The sequence below is a fragment of the Serratia odorifera genome, from assembly GCF_041448735.1.
Lineage (GTDB): Bacteria > Pseudomonadota > Gammaproteobacteria > Enterobacterales > Enterobacteriaceae > Serratia_F > Serratia_F odorifera.
This window is the reverse complement of sequence record NZ_JBGMUT010000007.1, coordinates 160,534-184,679: the sequence shown is the minus strand read 5'-3', so window position 1 is coordinate 184,679 and position 24,146 is coordinate 160,534. Positions and strand designations below refer to the sequence as shown.

The window sequence follows — 24,146 nt, the reverse complement described above, 5'->3', positions numbered from 1 at the left end:
GCGTGCATCACTGACAGGCGTCAGTTGATCGGCAGTGCCTCGCTTGCCGCCGTGATGCAACAGCAGTTATTGGGGGATAAATATTTTATGCAAAAAAAACCGACTCATTACAGTCGGCTTGTCAGCTAAATTTTACTTGGTACCAAATATCTTGTCGCCGGCGTCGCCGAGACCAGGCACGATGTAGCCCTTCTCGTTCAGGCATTGATCGATCGAGGCGGTGTACAGCTCAACGTCCGGGTGCGCCTTTTCCAGCGCCTTGATGCCTTCCGGCGCGGCAACCAGCACCAGCACCTTGATGCTGTTGCAGCCGGCCTTCTTCAGCAGGTCGATGGTGGCGATCATCGAACCACCGGTTGCCAGCATCGGGTCAACCACCAGCGCCATGCGCTCTTCAATGTTGGAGACCAGCTTCTGGAAATACGGTACCGGCTCCAGCGTTTCTTCATCGCGATAGACGCCGACCACGCTGATGCGTGCGCTTGGCACGTGTTCCAGCACGCCTTCCATCATGCCGAGACCGGCGCGCAGGATAGGCACGACGGTGATCTTTTTCCCTTTAATCTGCTCGATTTCAACCGGCCCACACCAGCCTTCAATAGTGACTTTTTCAGTCTCCAGATCGGCGGTCGCTTCATAGGTCAGCAAACTACCCACTTCAGAAGCCAGCTCACGAAAGCGTTTGGTGCTGATATCGTGTTCGCGCATCAGACCAAGCTTGTGTTTTACCAGCGGGTGTTTCACCTCAACGATCTTCATCATTTTTCTCCTATTAAGGTGGTTGACGGCCAAAAAAATCGCGGGATTATACCTCCTTTTTGCGGGCACGCCACTAACAATAGCCCGATCCAGATCAACTAAAGATTGATAATGATTATAGAAGACGAAAAATCAGAGCAAGCTCACAAGCCACTCGCAAACGTTTGCCTGCGCTGTTAGAATTGCCGCGCCTTATTCCGGAATCAATGCCGGAAGCACCGTTTTCAAACCGCAAACCGTCGTGGGGATCGCGCAGTGACCGACAAAACCTCTCTCAGCTATAAAGACGCAGGTGTCGATATCGATGCTGGCAACGCATTGGTAGACCGCATCAAAGGTGTAGTAAAACAGACCCGCCGCCCGGAAGTGATGGGTGGTCTGGGCGGTTTTGGCGCCCTGTGTGCATTACCACAAAAATACCGCGAACCGATCCTGGTCTCCGGTACTGACGGCGTGGGCACCAAGCTGCGTCTGGCGATGGATCTGAAACGCCACGACACCATCGGTATCGATCTGGTCGCCATGTGCGTGAACGATTTGGTGGTGCAAGGCGCAGAGCCGCTGTTCTTCCTCGATTATTACGCCACCGGCAAGCTGGATGTGGATACCGCCGCCAGCGTGATCACCGGCATCGCCGAAGGCTGCAAACAGTCAGGTTGTGCGCTGGTGGGCGGTGAAACCGCTGAAATGCCCGGCATGTACCACGGCGAAGACTATGACGTCGCCGGATTCTGCGTCGGTGTGGTAGAAAAGTCGGAAATCATCGACGGCAGTAAAGTTCAGGCCGGCGATGCGTTGATTGCCCTGGGCGCTTCCGGCCCGCACTCCAATGGTTATTCGCTGGTGCGCAAGATCCTGGAAGTTAGCAACACCGATCCGACGACCACCGACCTCGACGGCCAACCGCTGGCCGACCATCTGTTGGCACCGACCAAGATTTATGTGAAATCAGTACTGCAACTGATTGAACAGCACGATATTCATGCCATCGCTCACCTGACCGGCGGCGGCTTCTGGGAAAACATTCCACGCGTGCTGCCAGAAGGCATGCAGGCGGTGATCGACGAAGCCAGCTGGCAGTGGCCGGCGGTATTCAACTGGCTGCAACAGGCCGGTAACGTCAGCCGTCATGAAATGTACCGCACCTTCAACTGCGGCGTGGGCATGCTTATCGCCCTGCCGGAAGCCGAAGTGGAAGCGGCTATCGCCTTGCTGACCGCCGCTGGCGAAAAAGCCTGGAAGATTGGCAAACTGACCGCCAGCGCCGACCAACAGCAAGTGGTTATTCAGTGATGAAAAAGATTGTGGTGTTGATCTCCGGTCAGGGGAGCAATCTCCAGGCGTTGATTGACGCCTGCCAGCAGGGCCGCGTTGCCGCCGAGATCGTGGCGGTATTCAGCAACAAGGCTCAGGCCTATGGCTTGCAGCGCGCCGAAGCGGCAGGCATTGCCGCCCATGCGCTGGATGCCAAATCCTTTGCCGATCGCGATGCGTTCGACGCCGCGCTGGCGCAGGCCATCGACCAATACCAGCCGGATCTGGTGGTGCTGGCCGGCTACATGCGTATTCTCAGCGCCGCGTTCGTGCAGCACTACGCTGGCCGGATGTTGAACATTCACCCTTCCCTGCTGCCGAAGTACCCTGGCCTGCATACCCATCGTCAGGCGATCGACAACGGTGATAGCGAACATGGCACCTCGGTACATTTCGTTACCGAGCAGCTCGACGGCGGGCCGGTAATTCTGCAGGCCAAGGTGCCTATCTTCCCTGGCGACGAGGAAGATGAGGTGGTGGAACGCGTGCAGGCGCAGGAACACACCCTGTATCCGCTGGTGGTCAACTGGTTTGTCGAAGGGCGCCTGGCGATGCGTGACGGCGCAGCCTGGCTCGATGGCCACCCCCTGCCAGAGCAGGGACACGCGGCGGACTGAGCACGCAAACTTAACCTCATCTCAACGGCGCCACGCAGGCGCCGTTTTTTTTCGCCGCAATACATCCCATCAAGTTATAATTTGCAGGATTTCACTTTTTATTCCCGATCCTTCGCGTTGCGTAAAAGCCACAATCGTGCGGTTCGCGCTATCGCGGGGATAACCGACATAGAGGAACCAACATGTCCAGCACTGCCAGCGTCCGATTGCGCCCATTGGAACGGGATGATTTGACGTTCGTCCACCAGATGGACAACAACGCCAGCGTAATGCGCTACTGGTTCGAGGAGCCTTACGAGGCCTTCGTCGAACTGTCCGATCTGTATGACAAGCATATCCACGACCAAAGCGAGCGCCGTTTTATCATTGAACACCAGGGGGCCAAAGTCGGCCTGGTAGAACTGGTGGAGATCGATCATATCCATCGCCGCGCGGAATTTCAGATCATCATCGATCCGGCGCACCAGGGCAAAGGCTACGCCAGCACCGCCGCCAAACTGGCGATGGATTATGGCTTTTCGGTGCTGAACCTGTACAAGCTGTACCTGATCGTCGACAAGGAAAACCCGAAGGCGATCCACATCTACAGCAAACTGGGCTTTGAGGTCGAGGGTGAGCTGATCGACGAGTTCTTCGTCAATGGCGAATATCGCACCGTACTGCGCATGTGCATCTTCCAGCCGCAGTATCTGGCGAAGTTTAAAACGCCGGTTGAGAAGCCGCGGGTGAAGTGAGGGCGCTAAAAAAACCGTAATAGCGGTTTTTTAATTTACTGTGATGACTGCCAAGAGACGCTTCAATTCCAAACCTCAAATAAGCGTTAGCATTATCTTGGCAGAAAACTCTTGCTCGCTCTTTCTCTGCCACTTACCTCTATATCTCCATCACTGATAAGAAATATTCAGCGTAGCGGTGGTATTCGCCGAGCCGGCGGTGATATTTGCGGCGGTCTGATAATAATGGGCGGTAAACGGGAAGGTTTCCTGACCACCGGCCGAGGTTTTCAACGGCATCACCTGGTTGAGTTTTAGCGGCGTATTATTGTACAACAGCTGTACGCCAACCCCTTTGGCCACCCCGGCGCTGCCGGCGTTAGTGAGCTGCAAGATACTGCTATCGCTGCTCTCGACACTTTGCGCCCCCCCCAGCGAGACGTTGATTTTTGCGCTGGCATCACAGGCTAAGCCGACGTTAAACGCCTTGGGCTTTAGCGTCGTCCCCACACCGGTAAATTCGGTTGCCAACACATCTCCCAGCGGCACCTGAATATTGGTAGCATTCAGCGAGCAGGCCAGTTGGGTTACGGTGTTGCCAGCGCCCATAGTGAGGGTTGTAATATCCGCAGAAGAGTTGTCTACGTCGGATACTGCGTAATACCTTGTCAGAGAGCCGGGGAGAAGCGAGCCAGAAGCAATGGGGCCAGTTTTGACAAACTGTACGGTAAGATCACCTGAATTCACACTATAGATACTTTCCCCACTAAAGCTCCATATTTTAGCCGGAGGGGCCGTATAAAAGTACGATCTCGGTTTATAAGTAACTCTAACACCCACACCAGACAAATTGGTACGGTAAACATTATTTCCTTCAGTTATACCATCACCATAGGTCATGGCAGCATATGTTTTTGAAGGTCCTACACAATTGACTGGATAACCTTCTAGCGCTCCCACCACTTGCTCACCAATAATCGAGCCAACCGGCACGTCTCGCTGTACCTTTATGCTCAATCCGCTCACGGTGCCCATTTTTGTAATGCTATTTACAAAGCACTTTGCATACACCGACCCGCTCACTAGCATTACAGCAGCCCCAAGCGCTGGCGCCCCCCCATATAAGAATCGTTTTTTCATTTTATTCGCATCCATTCGATTAATAATATAATTACCCGCATGATAGCGAGACATACCACGTCATCAACCCTCAATCGCCACCAAGGGATTATAAGACACTCTCCGATACTCTTTTAAATATGGGTTATCAACATCTCCATCACTGATAAGAAATATTCAGCGTGGCGGTGGCATTGGCCGAGCCGGCGGTGATATTTTCGGCGGTCTGATAATAATGGGCGGTAAATGGGAAGGTTTCCTGACCACCGGCCGAGGTTTTCAACGCCAGTAGCTGGTTGAGTTTTAACGGCGTGTTGTTGTACAACAGCTGTACGCCAACCCCTTTGGCCACCCCGGCGCTGCCGGCATTGGTGAGCTGCAAGATACTGCTATCGCTGCTCTCTGAATTTTGCGTACCACCCAGCGAGACGTTGATTTTTGCATTGGCATCACAGGCTAAGCCAACGTTAAACACCTTGGGTTTTAGCGTCTTCCCCACGCCGGTAAATTCGGTTGCCAACACATCTCCCAGCGGCACCTGAATATTGGAGGCGTTCAACGAGCAGGCCAGTTGGGTTACGGTGTTACCGCTACCCATATTGATAAGTGTAATATCTACCGATGAGTTATCCGTAGTTGATACGACATAATATTTGGCCAGTGGCCCGGGGGTAATAGTGCCGGCAGTTATTGGCCCGGTTTTAACAAACTGTACGGTCGCATCTGGTGAAGTGTAAAGACCAGGACCGGTTATAAAGACCTTATGAGGAGGATTGCTGAAAGAGATTGATCCACTTAGTACTCTAACACCAACGCCAGCCAGATTGGTCCGATAGACATTATTGCCCTCAGGAACCCCGCCAGCATAAGTGATTAATCTATAAATATTGGCAGGTTCGGCGCAATAAGCCACTTTATAAGCAAGGGTATTGAGTGCCTGCTCACCCAGCACGCTACCCACCGGCGCATCGCGTTGTACCGTCATCGCCAGAGCACTCACCGTGCCTGTTACCGTTTCCCCTCGGAGGATACAGTCGGCATACAGTTGGCTGCTAGCCAGCATGGCGATAATGCCCAGCGCTGGCGAAACCCCATATAAGAATCGTTTTTTCATTTTATTCGCATCCATTCGATTAATAATATAATTACCCGCATGATAGCGAGACATACCACGTTATCAACTCTCAATCGCCACCAAGGGTATATAAGACACTCGCTGATACTCTTTTAAATATGGGTTATCAACATATCCATCACTGATAAGAAATATTCAGCGTAGCGGTGGCATTGGCCGAGCCGGCGGTGATATTTGCTGCGGTCTGATAATAATGGGCGGTAAACGGGAAGGTTTCCTGACCACCGGCCGAGGTTTTCAACGCCAGTAGCTGGTTGAGTTTTAGCGGCGTGTTGTTGTACAACAGCTGTACGCCAACTCCTTTGGCCACCCCGGCGCTGCCGGCGTTGGTGAGCTGCAAGATACTGCTATCGCTGCTCTCTGAATTTTGCGTACCACCCAGCGAGACGTTGATTTTTGCATTGGCATCACAGTTCAGCCCGACGTTAAACGCCTTGGGTTTTAGCGTCGTCCCCACGCCGGTAAATTCGGTTGCCAACACATCTCCCAGCGGCACCTGAATATTGGAGGCGTTCAACGAGCAGGCCAGTTGGGTTACGGTGTTACCGCTACCCATATTGATAACCGTAACATCCGCGGAAGAATTATCTAGTTTTGATACTACATAATATCTTCCAATCATCCCCGGGTTAAGCGTTCCAGAAGTAACAGGTCCTGTTTTTATAATCTGAAGAGTGTGTATATTAGAGGTAAGATATCCTCCTGAAATTCCCTCCCCTAGATTAGCAGGATTAGTAAAAGGGACTTTACCCCAAGATAATCTGACGCCCACACCAGGGAGGTTAGTGCGATAGATATTATTACCTTCAGTTATTCCTCCGGCATAGCTCATAGCAAGGTATATTTGTGCAGCTCCATTGCAATAAGCCCCCCCCCATGTCCAAGGCCCCACATTCTGCTCACTGAGGATAGTGCCGACCGGCGCATCTCGCTGTACCTTTATGGCTAATGAACTCACGCTGTCGGTCACTGTAGACTGAAGTAAATAACAATTCGCTGCATACACTTGCCCACTTAATAACATTGTGGCTGCCCCTAGCGCTAGTGCAATACCGTAAAATCCTATTCTTTTCATTTCCTTCGCATCCATTCCATTTGTTACGTGAATACATTAATTAGTAATTATTCAGTTAATTAATTTCTTGTGGAGAGCGAACACATTATTCCTTTGATGCTGATAGCGCCAGTTGCCATCAGCCGTATCTGCCCTCTGCTGATTACCGCCATTTAATCCTCAAAAAAAACAGCAACGTATTCACTTTCGCCCTAATCATTAAATAGCACACTAATTCACCGTAGACAGCATCATCGATAAGCGCAACTTAGGTGTTCACACATAAGAAGATAACGCCAATTTTATAGCAATTGATTAATACCACGACCAACAACCAGGCTGGTTTTAACAGATGACGTGACGATACCGCGCTGCGGGATAATACAGGGCGCTTTATTTCAGTTCATCATTCGATTACCCTAAAAAGTTCGCAATAAAACTAATCCACGCATGTTTTATCGGCAGATTAGAGAATAGAGTCCAAAAGAAATTATGTCAATAAATTAATTCCATCTTGGACTCAATGGTTCAGGAAATTAAACCAAACCATAAAAACCCAAATATTAAAGGAATGGTAAATAATGAATAGCCTGGTGGATGACCCTTGTTTTCACCCTGACGGCGGGCAAACCCTGCAGCAGCGACTGTTACAGCTGATCGGGACCCGCTCAAGAAGGCAGGCCGCAGAGGATTGGGGAATCAAATACGCCACGCTTAATAACTATTTGACCGCCAGAAAATCGCACCCGCGTCCCAGGATTGTCAAACAGATTGCCGACGCCGAACGGGTAGACGCAAAATGGATTCTTTTTGGGGCGATCGAGCGTAATAACGTGTGTAATAAAGAAACCAATAACGCAACGCCTGCGCAGCCATATAGCGACAATATCCGTTTTATCTGCGACATGATGGCCGTGCTCAGCAGCAAAGAGATCGAGTTACTGAGGAATACACTGATCCGCGAAGGCATCAAGACGTTATTGGCACTGACCGACGAGGATAATCTGCGCTTGCTCAACCTTGCTCGGCGGCACAAGCAGGCCGCGTTGCTGCTCGAACGGCTGAGCGATGAACAGCTCAGCGAGTTTCTGCAGCAGAATACGCCGGGCATTGCGCCCCCTGCGCTAGCGATAAGCACGCCAAAAGATTAACCCCTGCAACGGCTGCGGCGATCACCCGACGCTCTCCCCACCGGCCACAGCGATGAAAATAGCCTGCCCCTGACCACTCGCCGATCCGTGCGAGGCGCAGCACAATGCCGTACGCCCTCTTCCTGGCTTAAGCCGGTTGCCATCGCCGAACGCCTCGCATCTGGCCAATGGTGGTGGCCGATACGCTTATCGCGGGGAGTATGACGGATTAACCATAGCGCCCAGTAATATAATCTTCGGTGCGACGCTGGCGCGGCGCGGTGAATATGGCGTCGGTATCGTTATATTCCACCAGCCTGCCCTGATGAATAAAGGCGGTGTAATCGGAAACCCGCGCCGCCTGCTGCATATTATGCGTCACCAGCACTACCGTATAACGCTGCTTCAGGGTAGAAATCAGCTCTTCGATGGTCAGCGTTGAAATCGGATCCAATGCCGAAGTCGGCTCATCCAGCAGCAATACCTCCGGTTCGATGGCTATCGCGCGCGCAATCACCAAACGCTGCTGCTGCCCGCTAGACAGTCGAAACGCATTCTCACGCAGCCGGTCTTTGACCTCATGCCACAGCGCGGCGGCGCGCAGCGAGCGTTCCACCGCCTCATCCAGAATGCGTCGTTCGCCAATGCCCTGCAAACGCAGGCCATACACCACGTTTTCATAAATTGATTTGGGGAACGGATTGGGCCGCTGGAACACCATGCCCACCCGCCGCCGCAGCGCCGCGACGTCGATATGCGGCCCGGACAGCGTTTCGCCGTTCAACTGCAATTCTCCGTCGATACGGCAGTTATCCACCAGATCGTTCATACGATTAAAACAGCGCAACAGCGTGGATTTGCCGCAGCCGGACGGGCCGATCAGCGCGGTTACCCGGTGGCGTGGAATACGCAGCGAAATATCATGCAGCACCTGCTTGTCGCCATAGAACAGGTTGAGATCGCTGACCGACAGCGCGGTCTGCTGTGGTTCGAGATGCTGGACATCCAGCCGGGGCAAACTGCCTGGCGTCTTTAAACCCATTGCACACTTCCCAAATAGTTCATTGCAGTTACTGACTCCATGCCCGATAACGCTCTCGCAGCGAATGACGAATGCCCATTGCCGCCAGATTCAGCCCTATAACAATCACCACCAACAGGAATGCGGTGGCGAAGACCAGCGGTCGTGCGGCCTCAACGCTGGGGCTCTGGAATGCCATATCGTAAATCTGAAAGCCCAGATGCATGAATTTACGCTCCAGATGCAGATAGGGGAAAATATCGTCTACCGGCAGCACCGGCACCGACTTCACCACCCCGACCAGCATCAGCGGCGCAGTTTCACCCGCCGCGCGCGCCACCGCCAGAATCAGGCCAGTCATCATCGCCGGCGCCGCCATCGGCAATACAATGTGCCATAAGGTTTCCGCTCGGCTGGCACCCAGCGCCAACGATCCCTGGCGCAAGGTCGCAGGAATGCGCGACAGCCCTTCCTCGGTCGCCACGATCACCACCGGCAGCGTCAGCAGCGCCAGCGTCAATGCGGCCCACAGCACGCCCGGCGTACCGAAGGTCGGGTTGGGCAGCGACTCGGGGTAAAACAGCTGGTCGAGGGTTCCGCCGATCAGATAGACAAAGAAGCCCAGTCCGAACACGCCATACACGATCGACGGCACGCCGGCCAGATTGACCACCGCGATGCGTATCAGCCGTGTCAGCAGGTTATTACCGGCGTACTCATGCAAATAGACCGCAGCAATCACCCCGAACGGCATCACCACCATCGACATCAAAATCACCATCAGCACGGTACCGACAATCGCCGGGAACACGCCCCCTTCGGTGTTAGCCTCGCGCGGACTGTCCATCAGGAATTTTCTGACCTGATCGCCCCAGTGCGTCACTTTTTGGCCGACGCTCATCGCGTTGGGATACCAGGCATCGCGTACCTGACTCAGCGCGATGGTATGCAGTTGCCCATGCATGTCACGCAACAGCAACGCGTCACGCTGCCGATCGCGATTCAGCCCCGACAGTTTTTCTGCCAACAGGCGGTATTGCCGCTGCAATTCCAACCGTTCGGCTTTGATCGACGCCTGAGCGCGCGCATCGAGCCGATCGTCACGCAGCAGGCGTTTTTCGCGCAGGCTCAGCGCGGCGAACTGCTCATTGATGCGCGCCATCGCGCGGAACTGGATATCGTGCGCCTGGCGCGACAGCGCCGCTATCTGCGGCAAACGCTGCTGCAACGCCTGAGCGAGATCGCGGCCGGTGAGCGGCTGCCCGTCTTCCAGCAGCCCGGCCAGATAACCGTACGCCGTACCGCTGCTGTTGCGTTCGAGCACCAGCAGATCACGCGGCGCGGTTTGACGGCGCACGTCGCTGGCCAGCAGGGTGCGGAAATCCTGCCCTTCGCTTTCCCGATTACCGACCTTGATCAGATAACGGGTGTAGCGTTGTGCATCGCCCGGCGGCGTCACGCCGGACTCCAGCAGTTGACGACGAGAAATGGTTTGCTGCTGATACAGTTCGCCAATCACCGTCACCGGCCCGGCCGCCGGCTGCTCAAGCTCGAACTGGTACACCGGACTGGGCCAGAAATAGCGCATCCCCTGCCCGGCCAGCAATAACAAAATGCCGATCAGCGCCAGCAGGCTGACGGTGACCGAGGCGGCAGTGAGCCAGACCCACGGCGAGCCGGATTTCAGCCAGTTTTTCATGGCGCCTCCTGATTCAGGGTATAGCGCTCACGCAGTCGCAGGCGAATGGCTTCAGCCAGCGTGTTGAAAATAAAAGTGAAAATAAACAATACCAACGCGGTGAGGAACAGCACCCGGTAATGGCTGCTGCCGGACACCGCCTCCGGCATTTCTATCGCGATATTGGCCGCCAGCGCGCGCAATCCCTGGAACAGGCTGCCGTCAACGATCGGCGTATTGCCGGTGGCCATCAGCACGATCATGGTTTCCCCCACCGCGCGGCCAAAGCCGATCATCAACGCCGAAAAGATGCCGGCGCTGGCGGACGGCAGCACCACGCGCGCCACCGTCTGCCACTGGGTAGCGCCCAGCGCCAGCGATCCCTGGCTGAGGGTGGCCGGCACGCTGAACAGTGCATCTTCCGCCAGCGAGAAGATAATCGGCACCAGCGCGAACCCCATCGCCACCCCCACCACCAGCGCGTTACGCTGATCGAAGTCATCCCCCAGCCAGACGTGCAGCGGCGCGTCAAACAGGCTGAGTTCCAGCCATGGCCCCACGGCAAAGGCGACCCACACCGTCAGCGCCACCACCGGCAGCAACAGCAGCAAATCGATGCCCGGCGCCAGTCGGCGTGCCCCCCAGCGGTGCCACGCCGCGCCGCACAGCAATACCGCCGCCGCCAACAGCAACGGCAATGCCAGCACCGCCAGCAAATGCTGTTCTATTACCGGCGCCAGCCAGATACCGGCCACCAGCCCAATCACCACCGTTGGCAATGCCCCCATTACCTCAATTGCCGGTTTTATCACCCTGCGCAGCGCTGCCGACATAAAATAGGCGGTATAAACAGCGCCAGCCAACGCCAGCGGCACCGCAAACAGCATGGCGTAAGCCGCGGCCTTGAAGGTGCCGAAAATCACCGGTATCAGGCTGAATTTGGCCTGATAGCTGTCTTCACCGGAGGTGGATTGCCAGACAAACGCCGGCTGCGGATAGTTTTCATACCACATGCGTTGCCACAGCGAGCGCCAGGTCACGTCGGGATAGGCATTGTCCAGTGCGTAGCGCTGCCAGCCCTGCGCGGTTTCCAGCAGCAGCCCGTCGCCGCGCGGTGCAAACGCGGCATGTTGCACGCCAGCCGGCAGTTGCGCGCTCAACAGCGGCGACGCTTGCAAAGTGGAAAACAGCGCAAAGGCGCCGTCAGGTTGCAGGGTGGCAAACACCCGGCGATAGGGCTCACTGAGCAGCAGACTGTGCGGCACCGCGTGTGGCTGGAAGCGCTGTACCGGCGTCAGTTGCCAGCGTTGGTTTTTTTCCACGTCGAACCATTCACGCAGTTGGCCATCGGCGGCGTGAACGATCAGCGCGCTGCCGCCAGGCAAGGCGCTGATGCGGTAAGGCCCTTGCCCACCAAGCCTGCGGGTTTCGCTCAGTTGCAGCCGATCGCCCTCGATCTGGTAGCGCGCCAGCCGATCGCCGCTCAACAGATACAGCTGGCGGCCGTCTGGGGTGATGATCAGTTGCTGCGCTGCGGCATCAAGCGGCAATTCACTCACCCTGGCGGCCTGTTCGGGGCCAAAGCGGCCCAATAGCAGCCGACGATCGTCAGTGACCGCCGCCAGCAGAAACTGGCCGGCAGGACGCACCGGGGTCAATGCCAACAGCGTCAGCGCGCGACCGCGACGATCCAGCACCTGCGGCCGCGCCCCCAGCGGCAACGCCCAGCGCGGCAGCGCTTGCTGCGTCGCGGCAAATTCGGCCTGCGTAATGATAAAACGGCCATCGGCCCCCGCCAGCGCAAAAGTATCCCGGGCACCAACCGCCTGCGCCAACAGCGCGGGCGCCTTCAGCAACCGTTGCTGCGCAATCGACGTGCCGGCAGGACGGTTGTCTGCCGAGGTCAACGCATAGAATTGCCCTGCGCCCTGCGTATCGATGCGATAACCGACGCGCTGCTGCACATCCATGCCCAGTGCCAGCGTCGGAGCGGAACGCTCGATCGCCATCGGCGGTGCCGCCTCGATCGACGCCGGCTTGAACAGCGGCAATACTGCATACAGCAGATAAACGAAGATCAGCATCAACGTCATCAGCACCAGCAACCCGCTGACGGTAACCGCTGCCTGTACGCCGCGATCGACACGCGCCCGCAGACGATCCCGAGGATGTTGATTTGCCGTAGTCTGTACCATGTGTCTCGCTGTCGTTTTGCTGGCTGGGCTTGCGCCGTAAGATAACCGGGCATCTTATGTCAGATTGGTGACGTTTGCATGACAAAGTTACCGTAAGGCAAGTCGGTAATCTAATGGACTTTATTGTCAATCTCTCGCAATAATGTTGTAGGACATTAGAGCGGCATCCGGCACAACTCATGCCCAGAACCCTAGAGGATGCCATTCAATTTTCCCCATGTTAAAGCGGAGTAATAATGGGTCAGGAAAAGCTCTACATCGAAAAAGAACTAAGCTGGTTATCCTTTAATGAGCGCGTATTGCAGGAAGCCGCAGATAAGAGCAATCCCCTGATTGAGCGCATGCGGTTTCTTGGCATTTACTCCAATAACCTTGACGAGTTTTATAAAGTCCGCTTTGCCGACTTGAAGCGGCGTATCCTGATCAGCGAAGAACAGGGCTCCGCCGGCGCATCACGCCATCTGCTGAAAAAAATCCAGGCAAAGGTGCTGAAAACCGATCAGGAGTTCGACAGCCTGTACAACGATCTGCTGTTGGAGATGGCACGTAATCAGATCTTCCTGATTAACGAGCGACAGGTTTCGGAAAATCAGCAAATCTGGCTGCGGCAGTATTTCAAACAACACCTGCGCCAGCACATTACGCCGATTCTGATTAACCATGACACCAATCTGGTGCAGTTTCTGAAGGATGACTACACCTATCTGGCGGTCGAAATCATCCGCGGGACGCGCATCGACTACGCGCTGCTGGAAATCCCGTCCGATAAGGTTCCGCGCTTTGTCAACCTGCCGCCGGAAGCGCCGCGCCGCCGCAAGCCAATGATCCTGCTGGATAACATTCTGCGCTACTGCCTGGATGATATCTTCAAGGGCTTTTTCGATTACGACGCGTTGAACGCCTATTCGATGAAGATGACGCGCGACGCCGAATACGATCTGGTAACCGAAATGGAATCCAGCCTGCTGGAACTGATGTCCTCCAGCCTGAAGCAGCGTCTGACCGCCGAACCGGTGCGTTTTGTCTATCAACGCGATATGCCAAACGAAATGGTCGAACTGCTGCGCGGCAAGCTCGGCATTTCCAACTACGACTCGGTGATCGCCGGCGGACGTTACCATAACTTCAAGGATTTCATCAGCTTTCCTAACGTCGGCAAAGCCAATCTGGTCAATCGACCGCTGCCGCGGCTGCGCCATATCTGGTTTGACAACTTCCGCAACGGCTTTGATGCCATTCGGGAAAAGGACGTATTGCTGTACTACCCTTACCACACGTTCGAGCACGTGCTGGAACTGCTGCGTCAGGCTTCGTTCGACCCCAGCGTACTGGCGATAAAAATCAATATTTACCGTGTGGCGAAAGACTCGCGCATCATCGAATCGATGATCCATGCCGCGCACAACGGCAAGAAAGTCACGGTGGTGGTGGAATTGCAGGCACGCTTCGACGAAGAAGCCAATATTCATTGGGCAAAACGCCTGACCGAAGCCGGAGTTCACGTTATTTTCTCGGCGCCAGGCCTGAAGATCCACGCCAAGCTGTTCCTGATTTCCCGCCGCGAGGGCGATGCCATCGTGCGCTATGCGCACATCGGCACCGGTAACTTCAACGAGAAAACCGCGCGCATTTATACCGACTATTCGCTGTTGACCGCAGATGCGCGCATCACCAACGAAGTGCGGCGAGTATTCAACTTTATTGAAAATCCGTACCGTCCGGTCAGCTTCGACAATCTGATGGTGTCGCCGCAAAACTCGCGCCGCATGCTGTACCAACTGATCGACAACGAAATCGCCAATGCGCAGGCCGGTGAGCCGGCCGGCATTATGCTGAAAATAAATAATCTGGTGGATAAAGGGCTGGTGGATCGGTTATATACCGCCTCTGGCGCCGGCGTGAAAATCCGCCTGCTGGTGCGTGGAATGTGTTCTCTGATTCCCAACCTGCCGGGAATCAGTGACAATATTCAGGTGATCAGTATCGTCGACCGCTATCTGGAACACGATCGCGTCTACGTTTTCGAAAACAAGGGTGACAAAAAAGTCTATCTGTCGTCTGCCGACTGGATGACCCGCAACATCGATTACCGTATCGAAGTGGCGGTTTCTCTGCTGGATCCGGCGCTCAAACAGCGGGTGCTGGATATTTTGGAGATCCTGTTCAGCGACACGGTCAAAGCCCGTTATATTGATAAAGAACTGAGCAATCAGTATGTGCCGCGCGGCAACCGCCGCAAGGTGCGCGCACAGATTGCCATTTACGAGTATTTAAACGCTCTGGAACAACCAGGACACTAGGCCAGTAACTATGCCGCTAAACAGCACCACAACTCATAAACCGCAGGAAATTGCTGCCATCGATCTTGGCTCGAACAGTTTCCACATGGTGATCGCCCGCGTTGTCAACGGCGCCTTGCAGGTGTTAGGCCGTTTGAAACAACGGGTTCACCTCGCCGATGGATTGGATGCCAACAATGTACTCAGTGAAGAGGCTATAGAACGTGGTCTGGCTTGCCTGGCATTATTTGCCGAGCGGCTGCAAGGCTTTCCGGCGGATAACGTCACCATCGTCGGTACCCATACCCTGCGTCAGGCGGTCAACGCCGAAGCGTTTCTCAAACGCGCGGCGAAGGTCATCCCCTACCCGATTGAAATCATCTCCGGGCAGGAGGAAGCGCGCCTGATCTTTATGGGCGTCGAGCATACCCAACCGGAAAAAGGACGCAAGCTGGTGGTCGACATCGGCGGCGGTTCAACCGAACTGGTGATCGGCGAAGATTTCGAACCGCTGCTGGCGGAAAGCCGCCGCATGGGCTGCGTCAGCTTCGCCCAGATGTTTTTCCCGGGTGGTGAAATCAGCAAAACCAACTTCAAGCGTGCGCGCCTGGCCGCCGCGCAAAAGCTGGAAACCCTGGCCTGGCAGTATCGCATTCAGGGCTGGCAGTACGCACTGGGCGCATCGGGCACCATCAAGGCCGCGCATGAAGTGCTGGTAGAAATGGGCGAGAAAGACGGCCTGATCACCCCTGAACGGCTGGAAATGATGGTCGAGCAGGTGCTGCAGTTCAAAAATTTCAGCGCACTCAGCCTGCCGGGGCTGTCGGAGGATCGTCAATCGGTGTTTGTACCGGGTCTGGCTATTCTGTGCGGGGTGTTCGACGCGCTGGCGATCCGCGATCTGCGCCTGTCTGACGGCGCGCTGCGTGAAGGCGTGCTGTATGAGATGGAAGGCCGTTTCCGCCATCAGGACATCCGCAGCCGCACCGCCAAGAGCCTGGCCGATCACTATAATATCGATCGTGAACAGGCCAAACGGGTGCTGGAAACCACCGAGCTGCTGTACGCACAGTGGATGGCGCAAAACAGCAAGCTGGTGCATCCGCAGCTGGAAGCCCTGCTGAAGTGGGCGGCAATGCTGCACGAAGTCGGGCTGAGCATTAACCACAGCGGCATGCATCGCCACTCGGCGTATATTTTACAAAACTCCAACCTGCCGGGTTTTAATCAGGAACAGCAATTATTGCTGGCGGCGCTGGTGCGCTTCCACCGCAAGGCGATCAAGCTGGATGACCTGCCACGCCTGAATCTGTTCAAAAAGAAACATTATCTGCCATTGATTCAGCTGCTGCGCTTGAGCACGCTGCTCAACAACCAGCGGCAGTCCACCACCACGCCGGAAACGCTGCGTTTGATCACCGACGACAATCACTGGACGCTGCGCTTCCCGACTGGCTATCTGGCGCAGAACAATCTGGTACAACTGGATTTTGAACGCGAACAGGCCTACTGGAACGACGTGGTTGGCTGGAAGCTGATGATAGAAGAAGAAGACGCGCAGAACGACGAACAACGTTCGGCATAACGCTTTACCGGCTTGCCTTCACATACCCCGAGGGCAAGCCGGGTAACATTGCGTGGTGCATAGCGCTCGCCCCCGTTTCGTCTGTCGGCATCGGCTACCACTCCCTCACCTATCCCTGCTCACCGCCGACCGCGCTTGGCACCTCACCCTGTGCATGATAGCGGCAATGAAAACCGGCCGTGGCCATGTGTCGCATAAAATAACGCTAAACGACGGTTAAACCATTCAGGAAACAAATAGACAAGTTTTACTCACCCGGCCTAAACTTGCAGTCATCGTGCGCAACACGCGGCTGCCAACGCCTTGAAAAGGAACCGATAACCTCAGGTGATCTATGAGAAAAAGAACCACCGGACAAATGACCAAGATCGTGTTATTTGTCAGTTTTATCATACTGATCGGCCGATTACTGTACGCCGCCGTGGTTGCCGTGCCGCATCACCAGGAGAAGCAAGCCGCCTCGCAACAGTACCATCAACAGCTGTAACCCCGCCTTCTGTTGTGCCTCTTAAAACTGACGCTCAGCGTCAGCATGTTCTATCTTGTTAAGGTCGTCATACGGGAATTGTGCGAGTAACGCGTTAAGGAATACCATGTCAGCCGCTACACATAACGTCAAAAAAGTCGCTGAACACCGTCAGCGCATTCTGTCTTTGCTGTTGAATAACAAAGAGTTGATCGATGGCATTCTTGGCCGTCCCGGCGACGGACAACCGCTCGACAAAAGCGAACGGCTCAACCAGACCGCAGAAATCACCCAGATTGTCGAAGACATGCACGCCGCCGATCTGGCGGACCTGCTGGAAGCGCTGCCGCAGGATGAACGACTGGCGCTGTGGCGGCTGGTGGGCAACACCAAGCGCGGCCAAACGCTGGTGGAAGTGGCCGAACCGGTGTGGGACAGCCTGATCGAAGAAATGAGCGACAAAGACCTGCTCAAGGCGATCAAGACGCTGGACGTCGATGAACAGGCCTATCTGGCGCAGTTCCTGCCGCGTAACCTGATGGGACGGCTGCTGACCTCGCTGGAACCGGATGAACGGGCGCAAGTGCGCGAAATGATGCACTACGGCAAAGAAACCGTCGGCTGGATGATGGACTTCGAGCTGATCACGGTGCGCGCCGACGTCACGCTGGGCGCGGTGCACCGCTTTCTTCGTCTGCGCAAAACCATTCCCGACGCGACCGATAAAATCTTCGTTACCGATCGCAAAAACACCTTGCTGGGTGAGCTGCCGCTGACCGCCGTGCTGCTCAACGATCCGGAAACGCCGGTATCCGAGGTGATGGACAGCGATCCCACCACCTTTCAGCCAGAGGACAAAGCCGAAGCGGCGGCTGGCGCATTTGAACGCTACGACCTGATCAGTGCGCCGGTGATCGACGCCAAAGGCAAGTTGATGGGACGTTTGACCATCGAAGAAATCGTCGACGTGGTCAATGAGGAAAGCGAAAGCAACCTGCGTCGTATGGGCGGCTTGAGTCCGGAAGAAGACGTGTTCGCTCCGGTTGGCAAAGCGGTAAAAACCCGCTGGGCCTGGTTGGCTATCAACCTGTGCACCGCCTTTATCGCCTCGCGCGTCATTGGCCTGTTCGAGCACACCATTTCCCAACTGGTGGCGCTGGCGGCGTTAATGCCGATCGTCGCCGGCATCGGTGGCAACACCGGCAACCAGACCATTACCATGATCGTGCGCGCCCTGGCGCTGCACCAGATTGAAGTCGGCAACATATCGCGACTGATGCTCAGGGAACTGGGCGTGGCGATAATCAACGGCGTGGTGTGGGGCGGCATCATGGGAGTGGTGACCTATCTGCTGTACGGCGACTGGGCGATGGGCGGCGTGATGACGCTGGCGATGATACTTAATCTACTGGTAGCGGCACTGATGGGCGTCGTCATTCCAATGACCATGCTCAAGCTCGGCCGCGATCCGGCAGTCGGCTCCAGCGTGCTGATCACTGCGCTGACCGATACCGGTGGGTTCTTTATCTTTCTTGGCCTTGCCACGCTTTTTCTGCTGTAGGCCAGCGCGGCCGGCGCGTTACTGGTCGCTTGCCGGCTGAGGCTGCCAGCGCTGATGGTGCCAGAGGTGCAGCGTGGCATAAGAACGCCACGGCCGCCAACGCTCGGCGTAGTGTTCCATCTGTCGCGGCGTCATACCGGGGAAACGCTGTTTGATCAGGTAATCGCCAGCCAAAAACACGTCCGGCCATGACCAGGCGCGCATCGCGATGTAATTCGCCGTCCAGCTGCCAATCCCCGGCAGCGCGGTCAACGCCTTGATGCCAGCATCGATATCCAGCACGTTATCCAGCGTCAACCGTTGTTCCACTACCTCCCGGGCAATGGCAATCAACGCCGCGGCGCGTTTGAGCTGTACACCGAGTGGCCGCAGATCCTGCGGTTGCAGTTGCGCTACCTGCTGTGCCGTCGGGAACAGGTGAGTGATGCCGCCGTACGGCTGTTCAAGCGGCGTCCCCCAACGCTCGGCCATTCGCCCGGCAAAGCTGGCAGCCATCTTGACGCTGACCAGTTGGCCCAGCACCGCGCGCGTTGCCTGTTCGAAGCTGTTGACGCACCCGGGCAGCCGCAAACCGGGCGCGTCGGCCGCCAGCTCGCCCAGCGCATCGGCGATCAGGTCAGGTGCGGCATCCAGATCGAACAGCTGACGTACGCGCCGCAGCACCTCGGTGGTGACTCGGCTAAGCGACGGTGCAATCTCCACCCGCACCCGGTTGCGCACCGGCTCCGGCAGTACGCTGACCCAGCCGCGGTATTCCTCCCCCCCCTGCTGCAACGCAATGGAACGGCAATACAGACCGTCCCGCAGGCTTTCCACGCCGATAACCGTACGCGCCTGCAAAAACTCCAGCATACGCGCCCAGTCGTACGGCGGGCGATAGCCCAGGTGAAACACCAGCCCGCTGGCAGCGGCGCGCGACTGTCTTGCGCTGCTTTCGCGCAGGGCCGACGGCACCAGGCGATAACGCTGTTTGAATAGCTCGTTAAAGCGCCGCAGGCTGCCGAAACCGGCGGCGAACGCCACTTCGCTCAGCGGCATACGGGTGTCCGCCAACAGCCGTTTGGCCTGCAACAGCCGATGCGACTGCGCATAATCAATCGGTGACGCACCGAAGCGTTCGGCAAATATCCGCCGCAGATGTCGATCGGAAATGCCCAGCCGCGCCGCCAACGCGTCACAACCGTGTTCGGAAAGATAGCCCTGCTCAATCAGTTGCACCGCCACCTGCGCGTAGCGGTTGCCCAGATCGATTAACGCCAGCCCCGGAGCCAGTTCAGGCCGACACTTCAGACAAGGGCGAAACCCTGCCAGTTCGGCCGCCGCCGCGCTGGGGTAAAAGCTGCAATTTTCAATTTTTGGCGTGCGGGCGCTGCACACCGGGCGGCAATAAATACCGGTTGAGGAAACGCCGACAAAAAATCGGCCGTCGAACTTGCGATCGCGCGCCTGCAGCGCGGCATAGAATGCCTGTTGATTACTCATGATTACGCTCAATGTCGGTTTTTTCATCATTATGCTGCTCGCGCTGCGCCCTGGCGTGCGGAATTCGGACATTAACCTGTGGCAAACAGTTAAGCATGCCAACTGCCACTGCGCTAAATTTTTAGCCGCTTGACGCGCTGCACGTTGCCCAGACGCCCGCTCTCGGGTAAAGTCGCCCCCCTTCATTGGCATGGGGAAAGACAATGTTTATTGGTTTTGATTATGGAACAGCAAACTGTTCCGTGGCGGTCATGGGCGACAATGGCCCTCAGTTGCTGGCGCTGGAAAACAACGAACCGTATCTGCCGTCAATGCTGTGCGCGCCAACGCGCGAAGCGGTCAGCGAGTGTCTGCACCGCCATTGGCAGGTGCCGACCGGCAGCGACGAAAACCAGCAGTTGCTGCGGCGCGCCATCAGCTTTAACCGCGAGGAAGACATTCCGGTGAATGCCGACAGCGTGCTGTTCGGCCTGCAAGCGCTGGCGCATTACGTCGAAGATCCGCAAGAGGTGTACTTCGTTCGCTCGCCAAAATCCTTCCTTGGAGCCAACGGCCTGAAAGCACAGCAGATCGCGCTGTTTGAAGATCTGGTGTGCGCCATGATGTTCCACATCAAGCGCCAGGCCGAAGGAGCGTTGCAGCAGCAGATCGATCAGGCGGTGATTGGCCGCCCGATTAACTTCCAGGGCACCGGCGGCGACGAGGCCAACCATCAGGCACAGGGTATTCTGCAACGCGCCGCCCAGCGCGCCGGCTTTAAAGACATCGAATTCCAGTTCGAGCCGGTAGCCGCCGGGCTGGATTTTGAAGCCACGCTGAGCGAAGAAAAAACCGTTCTGGTGGTGGACATCGGCGGCGGTACCACCGACTGTTCGGTGTTGCTGATGGGGCCGCAATGGCGCGATCGCGCCGACCGCCAGCAAAGCCTGCTGGGTCACAGCGGCTGCCGCGTTGGCGGTAACGATCTGGATATCATGCTGGCGTTCAAACAGTTGATGCCGCTGTTCGGCATGGGCGGCGAAACCGAGAAAGGCATCGCGCTGCCGGCGTTGCCTTACTGGAACGCGGTTGCTACCAACGACGTGCCGGCGCAGAACGATTTTTATGGCAGCGCCAATGCCCGTCTGTTGCGCGATCTGATCCGCGACGCCGCCGAGCCGGAGAAGGTTCAACGCCTGCTGAAGGTCTATCAGCAGCGCCTGAGCTACCGATTGGTGCGGGCGGCAGAAGAAAGCAAAATTGCCCTGTCCGCTCAGGACAGTACCCAGGTGCCGCTGGCATTTGTGCAGCCCGATCTGGCCGAAACCATCGGTCAAGGTCAGTTGGCCGAGGCAATTTCGCAGCCACTGCAACGGATCCAGGAACAGGTGACTGCGGCATTGGCCACCAGCCAAAGCACGCCACAGGTGATTTATCTCACCGGCGGTAGTGCACGTTCGCCGCTGCTGCGCACCGCACTACAGCAACAGTTGCCAGGCATTCCGATCGTCGGCGGTAACGACTTCGGCTCGGTCACCGCCGGACTGGCGCGCTGGGCACAAACGCTGTTTCGCTAGCTCGTCATTCGCTACACTCTACCGGGCGCGGCCACCACGCCGCGCCTTTTCCGAGGAAGCGCCATGTCCATCGACACCCTTGATACCGCGCGCCTGCACCTGCGCGCCTGGCAGGACAGCGATCTGAGCGCCTTCGCCGCGCTTAATGCCGATCCACGCGTCATGCACTATTTCCCCTCGACACTCAGCGCCGCTGCCAGCCACCGTCAGGCGGCCACCCTGCGCCATGTTATGCAACGGGTCGGTTGGGGGTTATGGGCCGTGGAGCTCAAAGCGGTTACGCCGTTTATCGGCGTTGTCGGCCTCAATCCGATAGGCGACGATCTGCCCATCGCACCTGGCGTGGAAATCGGCTGGCGCCTGGCGGCGAATTATTGGCATCAGGGCTATGCCAGCGAAGCTGCCCGTGCCGTGCTGGCCTATGCGTTCCAGCGCTTGTCATTGCCGGAAGTGGTGTCATTTACCGCCGTCATCAACCAGCCCTCACGGCGGCTGATGGCGCGCATCGGCATGCATTACCACGGTGAGCGCTTTGCCCATCCGCGCCTGCCGGCAGGCCACCCGTTACGCGATCATGTGGTGTATCGTCTGACGCGGCAACAATGGCAGGAGCAAACATGCTGATTATCTTTTTCGGCTTGCCGGGCACGCTGGCACGCCCGCCTGACGCCAGGTGATTAATACAGCGTATCGCGCAGCCGCTGCGGCAACTCGGCGTCATACTGCTCGCCGTCAAAACTGCTTTTGCTGATTTCGGCCAGCAGAGTACCCGTACTGGGCAGCGACTGGCGCGGGATCTGCGTCGACGCATCCCACAGGCCGGAACGCAGAATCGCCCGGCCACACTGAAAGAATACCGCCTCCACCGTGATACGCAGTACCGAGCGCGGCAACATGTTGCGATGGGCAAAGCGTTGCAATAGCGTCGGGGCGATCACAATCTCCGCCCGGCCGTTGATACGCAGCGTTTCATTCACCCCGGGAATCAACAGCAGCAGAGCAACGCGATTGTCATGCAGAATATTGCGCATGCTGTCGATGCGGTTGTTGCCGCGTCGGTCAGGCAGCAACAGCGTTTTTTTATCCTCGATATGCAGGAAACCGGCCGGATCGCCACGCGGCGACACATCCATCCCGTCCGGGCCAACGCTCGCCAGCGCGGCAAATGTCGCGGCCTCGATAAAAGGGCGATAAGCCGGGTGAAGGTAACTGACTTCCTTGAACACCGAAGGGGCGGCCGGTTGGCCGTAAATTTGCTCAAGCGTGGCTAAATCATTAACAGTCTCGTTGCACATTGCTGCTCCCTGAATGAATCATCTAGACCCATTCAGGATAGAGCAAAATCCTGCCAAAGGAGAGCACGGCGCGGCTATGCGGCACTGGCCTGCTGCAACCGCTGCATATCCTGCGCGTCGAGTTGCACGCGGGTCGCGCCCACCAGCTCATCAAGCTGTTGCAACGAGGTGGCGCTGACAATCGGAGCAGTAATGCTCGGCCGCGCCATCAGCCAGGCCAGGGCAATCTGCGCCGGCGTACTGCGGTGCTTTTCCGCCGTCTGATCCAGCACGGCAAGAATGCGAAACCCGCGTGGATTCAAGTAACGTGCAGCCACCGTATCGCCACGCTGGCTTTTGCCGACGTCGGCTGTGCTACGGTATTTGCCGCTCAGGAAACCGCTGGCCAGCGAGAAGAAGTTGATCACGCCCAGTTGCCGTTTGACCGCCACGCCCTCAAGCGCCTGTTCATAACCCTGGCGGGCGTAGAGATTATATTCCGGCTGTAGCGTTTCATAGCGCGCCAGTCCGAGCCGTTCACTGACGTTCAGCGCTTCCTCCAGCCGTTCGGCCTGATAATTGGAGGCGCCGATAGCCCGCACCTTACCGGCCTTGATCAGGGCATCAAACGCCGACAGCGTTTCCGCCAGCGGCGTATCGCGATCGTCGTCATGGGACTGATACAGATCGATATACTCGGTTTGCAGGCGGCGCAGCGAATCTTCTACCGCCCGTTGGATATAGCGTGGCGCCAGCCCCTGTCGGCCTTCCCCCATCGGTTTGCCCACTTTGGTGGCGATAATCACCTGGTCGCGTTTGCCGCTTTTCTTCAGCCATTCGCCGATGACGGTTTCCGACTCGCCCCCTTGATTGCCCGGCGCCCAAGAGGAATAAACGTCGGCGGTATCAATAAAATTAAGCTGATGATCCAGTAACGCATCAAGTAGACGAAAGGACATGGCGCGATCCGCCGTCCAGCCAAACACATTGCCGCCAAAGGTCAGCGGTGGAACCTGAATATCGGTGGTTCCCAATTGCCGTTTACGCATTACTAACTCCTCCAGGCAGAACAGATAGGCTCAACCAGCCAGATGCGTCGCACCTGGCACGCGATAAAAGCCGCGCTAACAGACAAGATTAGTCTGGAAAACGATAAATCCCCGAACTCTTCATGGAAAACTGACGATTCCTCCATTTTTCCTTCATTT

20 protein-coding genes are annotated in these 24,146 nt (G+C 56.5%); 10 read left to right on the top strand and 10 right to left on the bottom strand.

What is annotated here, in order from left to right:
• Window positions 1-132: 132 nt before the first annotated feature.
• On the bottom strand, window positions 133-759 hold the full coding sequence (upp, locus tag ACCC84_RS17505; protein ID WP_039991849.1) for a uracil phosphoribosyltransferase: 627 nt from the start codon (window positions 757-759) through the stop codon (window positions 133-135).
• A 255-nt stretch (window positions 760-1,014) separates the two neighbouring features.
• Between upp and purM the strand changes: the two genes are divergently transcribed.
• From purM to speG, 3 genes are all read left to right on the top strand, one after another.
• Window positions 1,015-2,052 (top strand): phosphoribosylformylglycinamidine cyclo-ligase, encoded by a 1,038-nt coding sequence (gene purM / locus ACCC84_RS17500; RefSeq protein WP_004959945.1) that lies wholly within the window; start codon window positions 1,015-1,017, stop codon window positions 2,050-2,052.
• Entirely contained in the window at window positions 2,052-2,690 is a 639-nt protein-coding gene (gene purN, locus ACCC84_RS17495) for a phosphoribosylglycinamide formyltransferase (protein ID WP_198773640.1), read from the top strand. Before purM ends, purN begins: the two co-directional genes overlap by 1 nt.
• A 182-nt stretch (window positions 2,691-2,872) precedes the next feature.
• On the top strand, window positions 2,873-3,424 hold the full coding sequence (gene speG / locus ACCC84_RS17490) for a spermidine N1-acetyltransferase (RefSeq protein WP_198773639.1): 552 nt from the start codon (window positions 2,873-2,875) through the stop codon (window positions 3,422-3,424).
• A gap of 150 nt (window positions 3,425-3,574) precedes the next feature.
• Here the strand turns inward: speG and ACCC84_RS23790 are convergent, their stop codons facing one another.
• The 3 genes from ACCC84_RS23790 to ACCC84_RS23785 form a co-directional block, all read right to left on the bottom strand.
• Complete coding sequence (locus ACCC84_RS23790) at window positions 3,575-4,438, bottom strand: fimbrial protein (RefSeq protein WP_503827461.1); 864 nt, start codon at window positions 4,436-4,438, stop codon at window positions 3,575-3,577.
• Window positions 4,439-4,682: 244 nt separating this feature from the next.
• On the bottom strand, window positions 4,683-5,690 hold the full coding sequence (locus ACCC84_RS17475) for a fimbrial protein (RefSeq protein ID WP_371902126.1): 1,008 nt from the start codon (window positions 5,688-5,690) through the stop codon (window positions 4,683-4,685).
• A gap of 85 nt (window positions 5,691-5,775) precedes the next feature.
• A complete protein-coding gene (locus tag ACCC84_RS23785) occupies window positions 5,776-6,681 on the bottom strand; it encodes a fimbrial protein (protein WP_503827460.1) in 906 nt (301 codons plus the stop codon).
• A 611-nt stretch (window positions 6,682-7,292) separates the two neighbouring features.
• On the opposite strand from ACCC84_RS23785, the gene ACCC84_RS17460 reads away from it, so the two are divergent.
• Window positions 7,293-7,862 (top strand): hypothetical protein, encoded by a 570-nt coding sequence (locus tag ACCC84_RS17460; protein WP_371902125.1) that lies wholly within the window; start codon window positions 7,293-7,295, stop codon window positions 7,860-7,862.
• A 208-nt stretch (window positions 7,863-8,070) separates the two neighbouring features.
• Here the strand turns inward: ACCC84_RS17460 and pstB are convergent, their stop codons facing one another.
• Genes pstB through ACCC84_RS17445 form a run of 3 tightly spaced genes read right to left on the bottom strand, consistent with a single transcriptional unit; the run spans window position 8,071 to window position 12,735 of the window.
• Entirely contained in the window at window positions 8,071-8,883 is an 813-nt protein-coding gene (gene pstB, locus ACCC84_RS17455) for a phosphate ABC transporter ATP-binding protein PstB (protein WP_004959931.1), read from the bottom strand.
• A gap of 28 nt (window positions 8,884-8,911) precedes the next feature.
• Window positions 8,912-10,561, bottom strand: a complete 1,650-nt coding sequence (gene pstA / locus ACCC84_RS17450; RefSeq protein WP_004959927.1) for a phosphate ABC transporter permease PstA — start codon at window positions 10,559-10,561, stop codon at window positions 8,912-8,914.
• Complete coding sequence (locus tag ACCC84_RS17445; protein WP_004959924.1) at window positions 10,558-12,735, bottom strand: ABC transporter permease subunit; 2,178 nt, start codon at window positions 12,733-12,735, stop codon at window positions 10,558-10,560. Before ACCC84_RS17445 ends, pstA begins: the two co-directional genes overlap by 4 nt.
• Window positions 12,736-12,971: 236 nt before the next feature.
• On the opposite strand from ACCC84_RS17445, the gene ppk1 reads away from it, so the two are divergent.
• The 4 genes from ppk1 (at window position 12,972) to mgtE (ending at window position 18,626) form a co-directional block, all read left to right on the top strand.
• Complete coding sequence (gene ppk1, locus ACCC84_RS17440; protein WP_102991025.1) at window positions 12,972-15,035, top strand: polyphosphate kinase 1; 2,064 nt, start codon at window positions 12,972-12,974, stop codon at window positions 15,033-15,035.
• Window positions 15,036-15,045: 10 nt separating this feature from the next.
• Window positions 15,046-16,599, top strand: coding sequence for an exopolyphosphatase (gene ppx / locus ACCC84_RS17435; RefSeq protein WP_004959916.1), 1,554 nt, complete (start codon window positions 15,046-15,048; stop codon window positions 16,597-16,599).
• Between the two features lie 334 nt (window positions 16,600-16,933).
• Window positions 16,934-17,086, top strand: a complete 153-nt coding sequence (locus tag ACCC84_RS17430; protein ID WP_004959913.1) for a YfgG family protein — start codon at window positions 16,934-16,936, stop codon at window positions 17,084-17,086.
• 106 nt (window positions 17,087-17,192) lie between these two features.
• Window positions 17,193-18,626, top strand: coding sequence for a magnesium transporter (gene mgtE, locus ACCC84_RS17425; protein ID WP_004959910.1), 1,434 nt, complete (start codon window positions 17,193-17,195; stop codon window positions 18,624-18,626).
• 18 nt (window positions 18,627-18,644) lie between these two features.
• Here mgtE and alkA read toward each other — a convergent pair whose 3' ends face one another.
• The gene (gene alkA / locus ACCC84_RS17420) at window positions 18,645-20,138 is read right to left on the bottom strand and encodes a DNA-3-methyladenine glycosylase 2 (protein WP_371902122.1); all 1,494 of its coding nucleotides are present in this window, start codon (window positions 20,136-20,138) and stop codon (window positions 18,645-18,647) included.
• A gap of 173 nt (window positions 20,139-20,311) precedes the next feature.
• Between alkA and yegD the strand changes: the two genes are divergently transcribed.
• Together yegD and ACCC84_RS17410 are read left to right on the top strand one after the other, a co-directional pair.
• Entirely contained in the window at window positions 20,312-21,664 is a 1,353-nt protein-coding gene (gene yegD, locus ACCC84_RS17415; RefSeq protein ID WP_004959904.1) for a molecular chaperone, read from the top strand.
• Between the two features lie 63 nt (window positions 21,665-21,727).
• Window positions 21,728-22,288, top strand: coding sequence for a GNAT family N-acetyltransferase (locus tag ACCC84_RS17410; RefSeq protein WP_004959902.1), 561 nt, complete (start codon window positions 21,728-21,730; stop codon window positions 22,286-22,288).
• A 53-nt stretch (window positions 22,289-22,341) separates the two neighbouring features.
• Here ACCC84_RS17410 and ACCC84_RS17405 read toward each other — a convergent pair whose 3' ends face one another.
• Together ACCC84_RS17405 and ACCC84_RS17400 are read right to left on the bottom strand one after the other, a co-directional pair.
• Complete coding sequence (locus ACCC84_RS17405) at window positions 22,342-22,959, bottom strand: pyridoxamine 5'-phosphate oxidase family protein (RefSeq protein ID WP_004959897.1); 618 nt, start codon at window positions 22,957-22,959, stop codon at window positions 22,342-22,344.
• Between the two features lie 74 nt (window positions 22,960-23,033).
• On the bottom strand, window positions 23,034-23,987 hold the full coding sequence (locus ACCC84_RS17400; protein ID WP_004959894.1) for an aldo/keto reductase: 954 nt from the start codon (window positions 23,985-23,987) through the stop codon (window positions 23,034-23,036).
• Window positions 23,988-24,146: the final 159 nt, after the last annotated feature.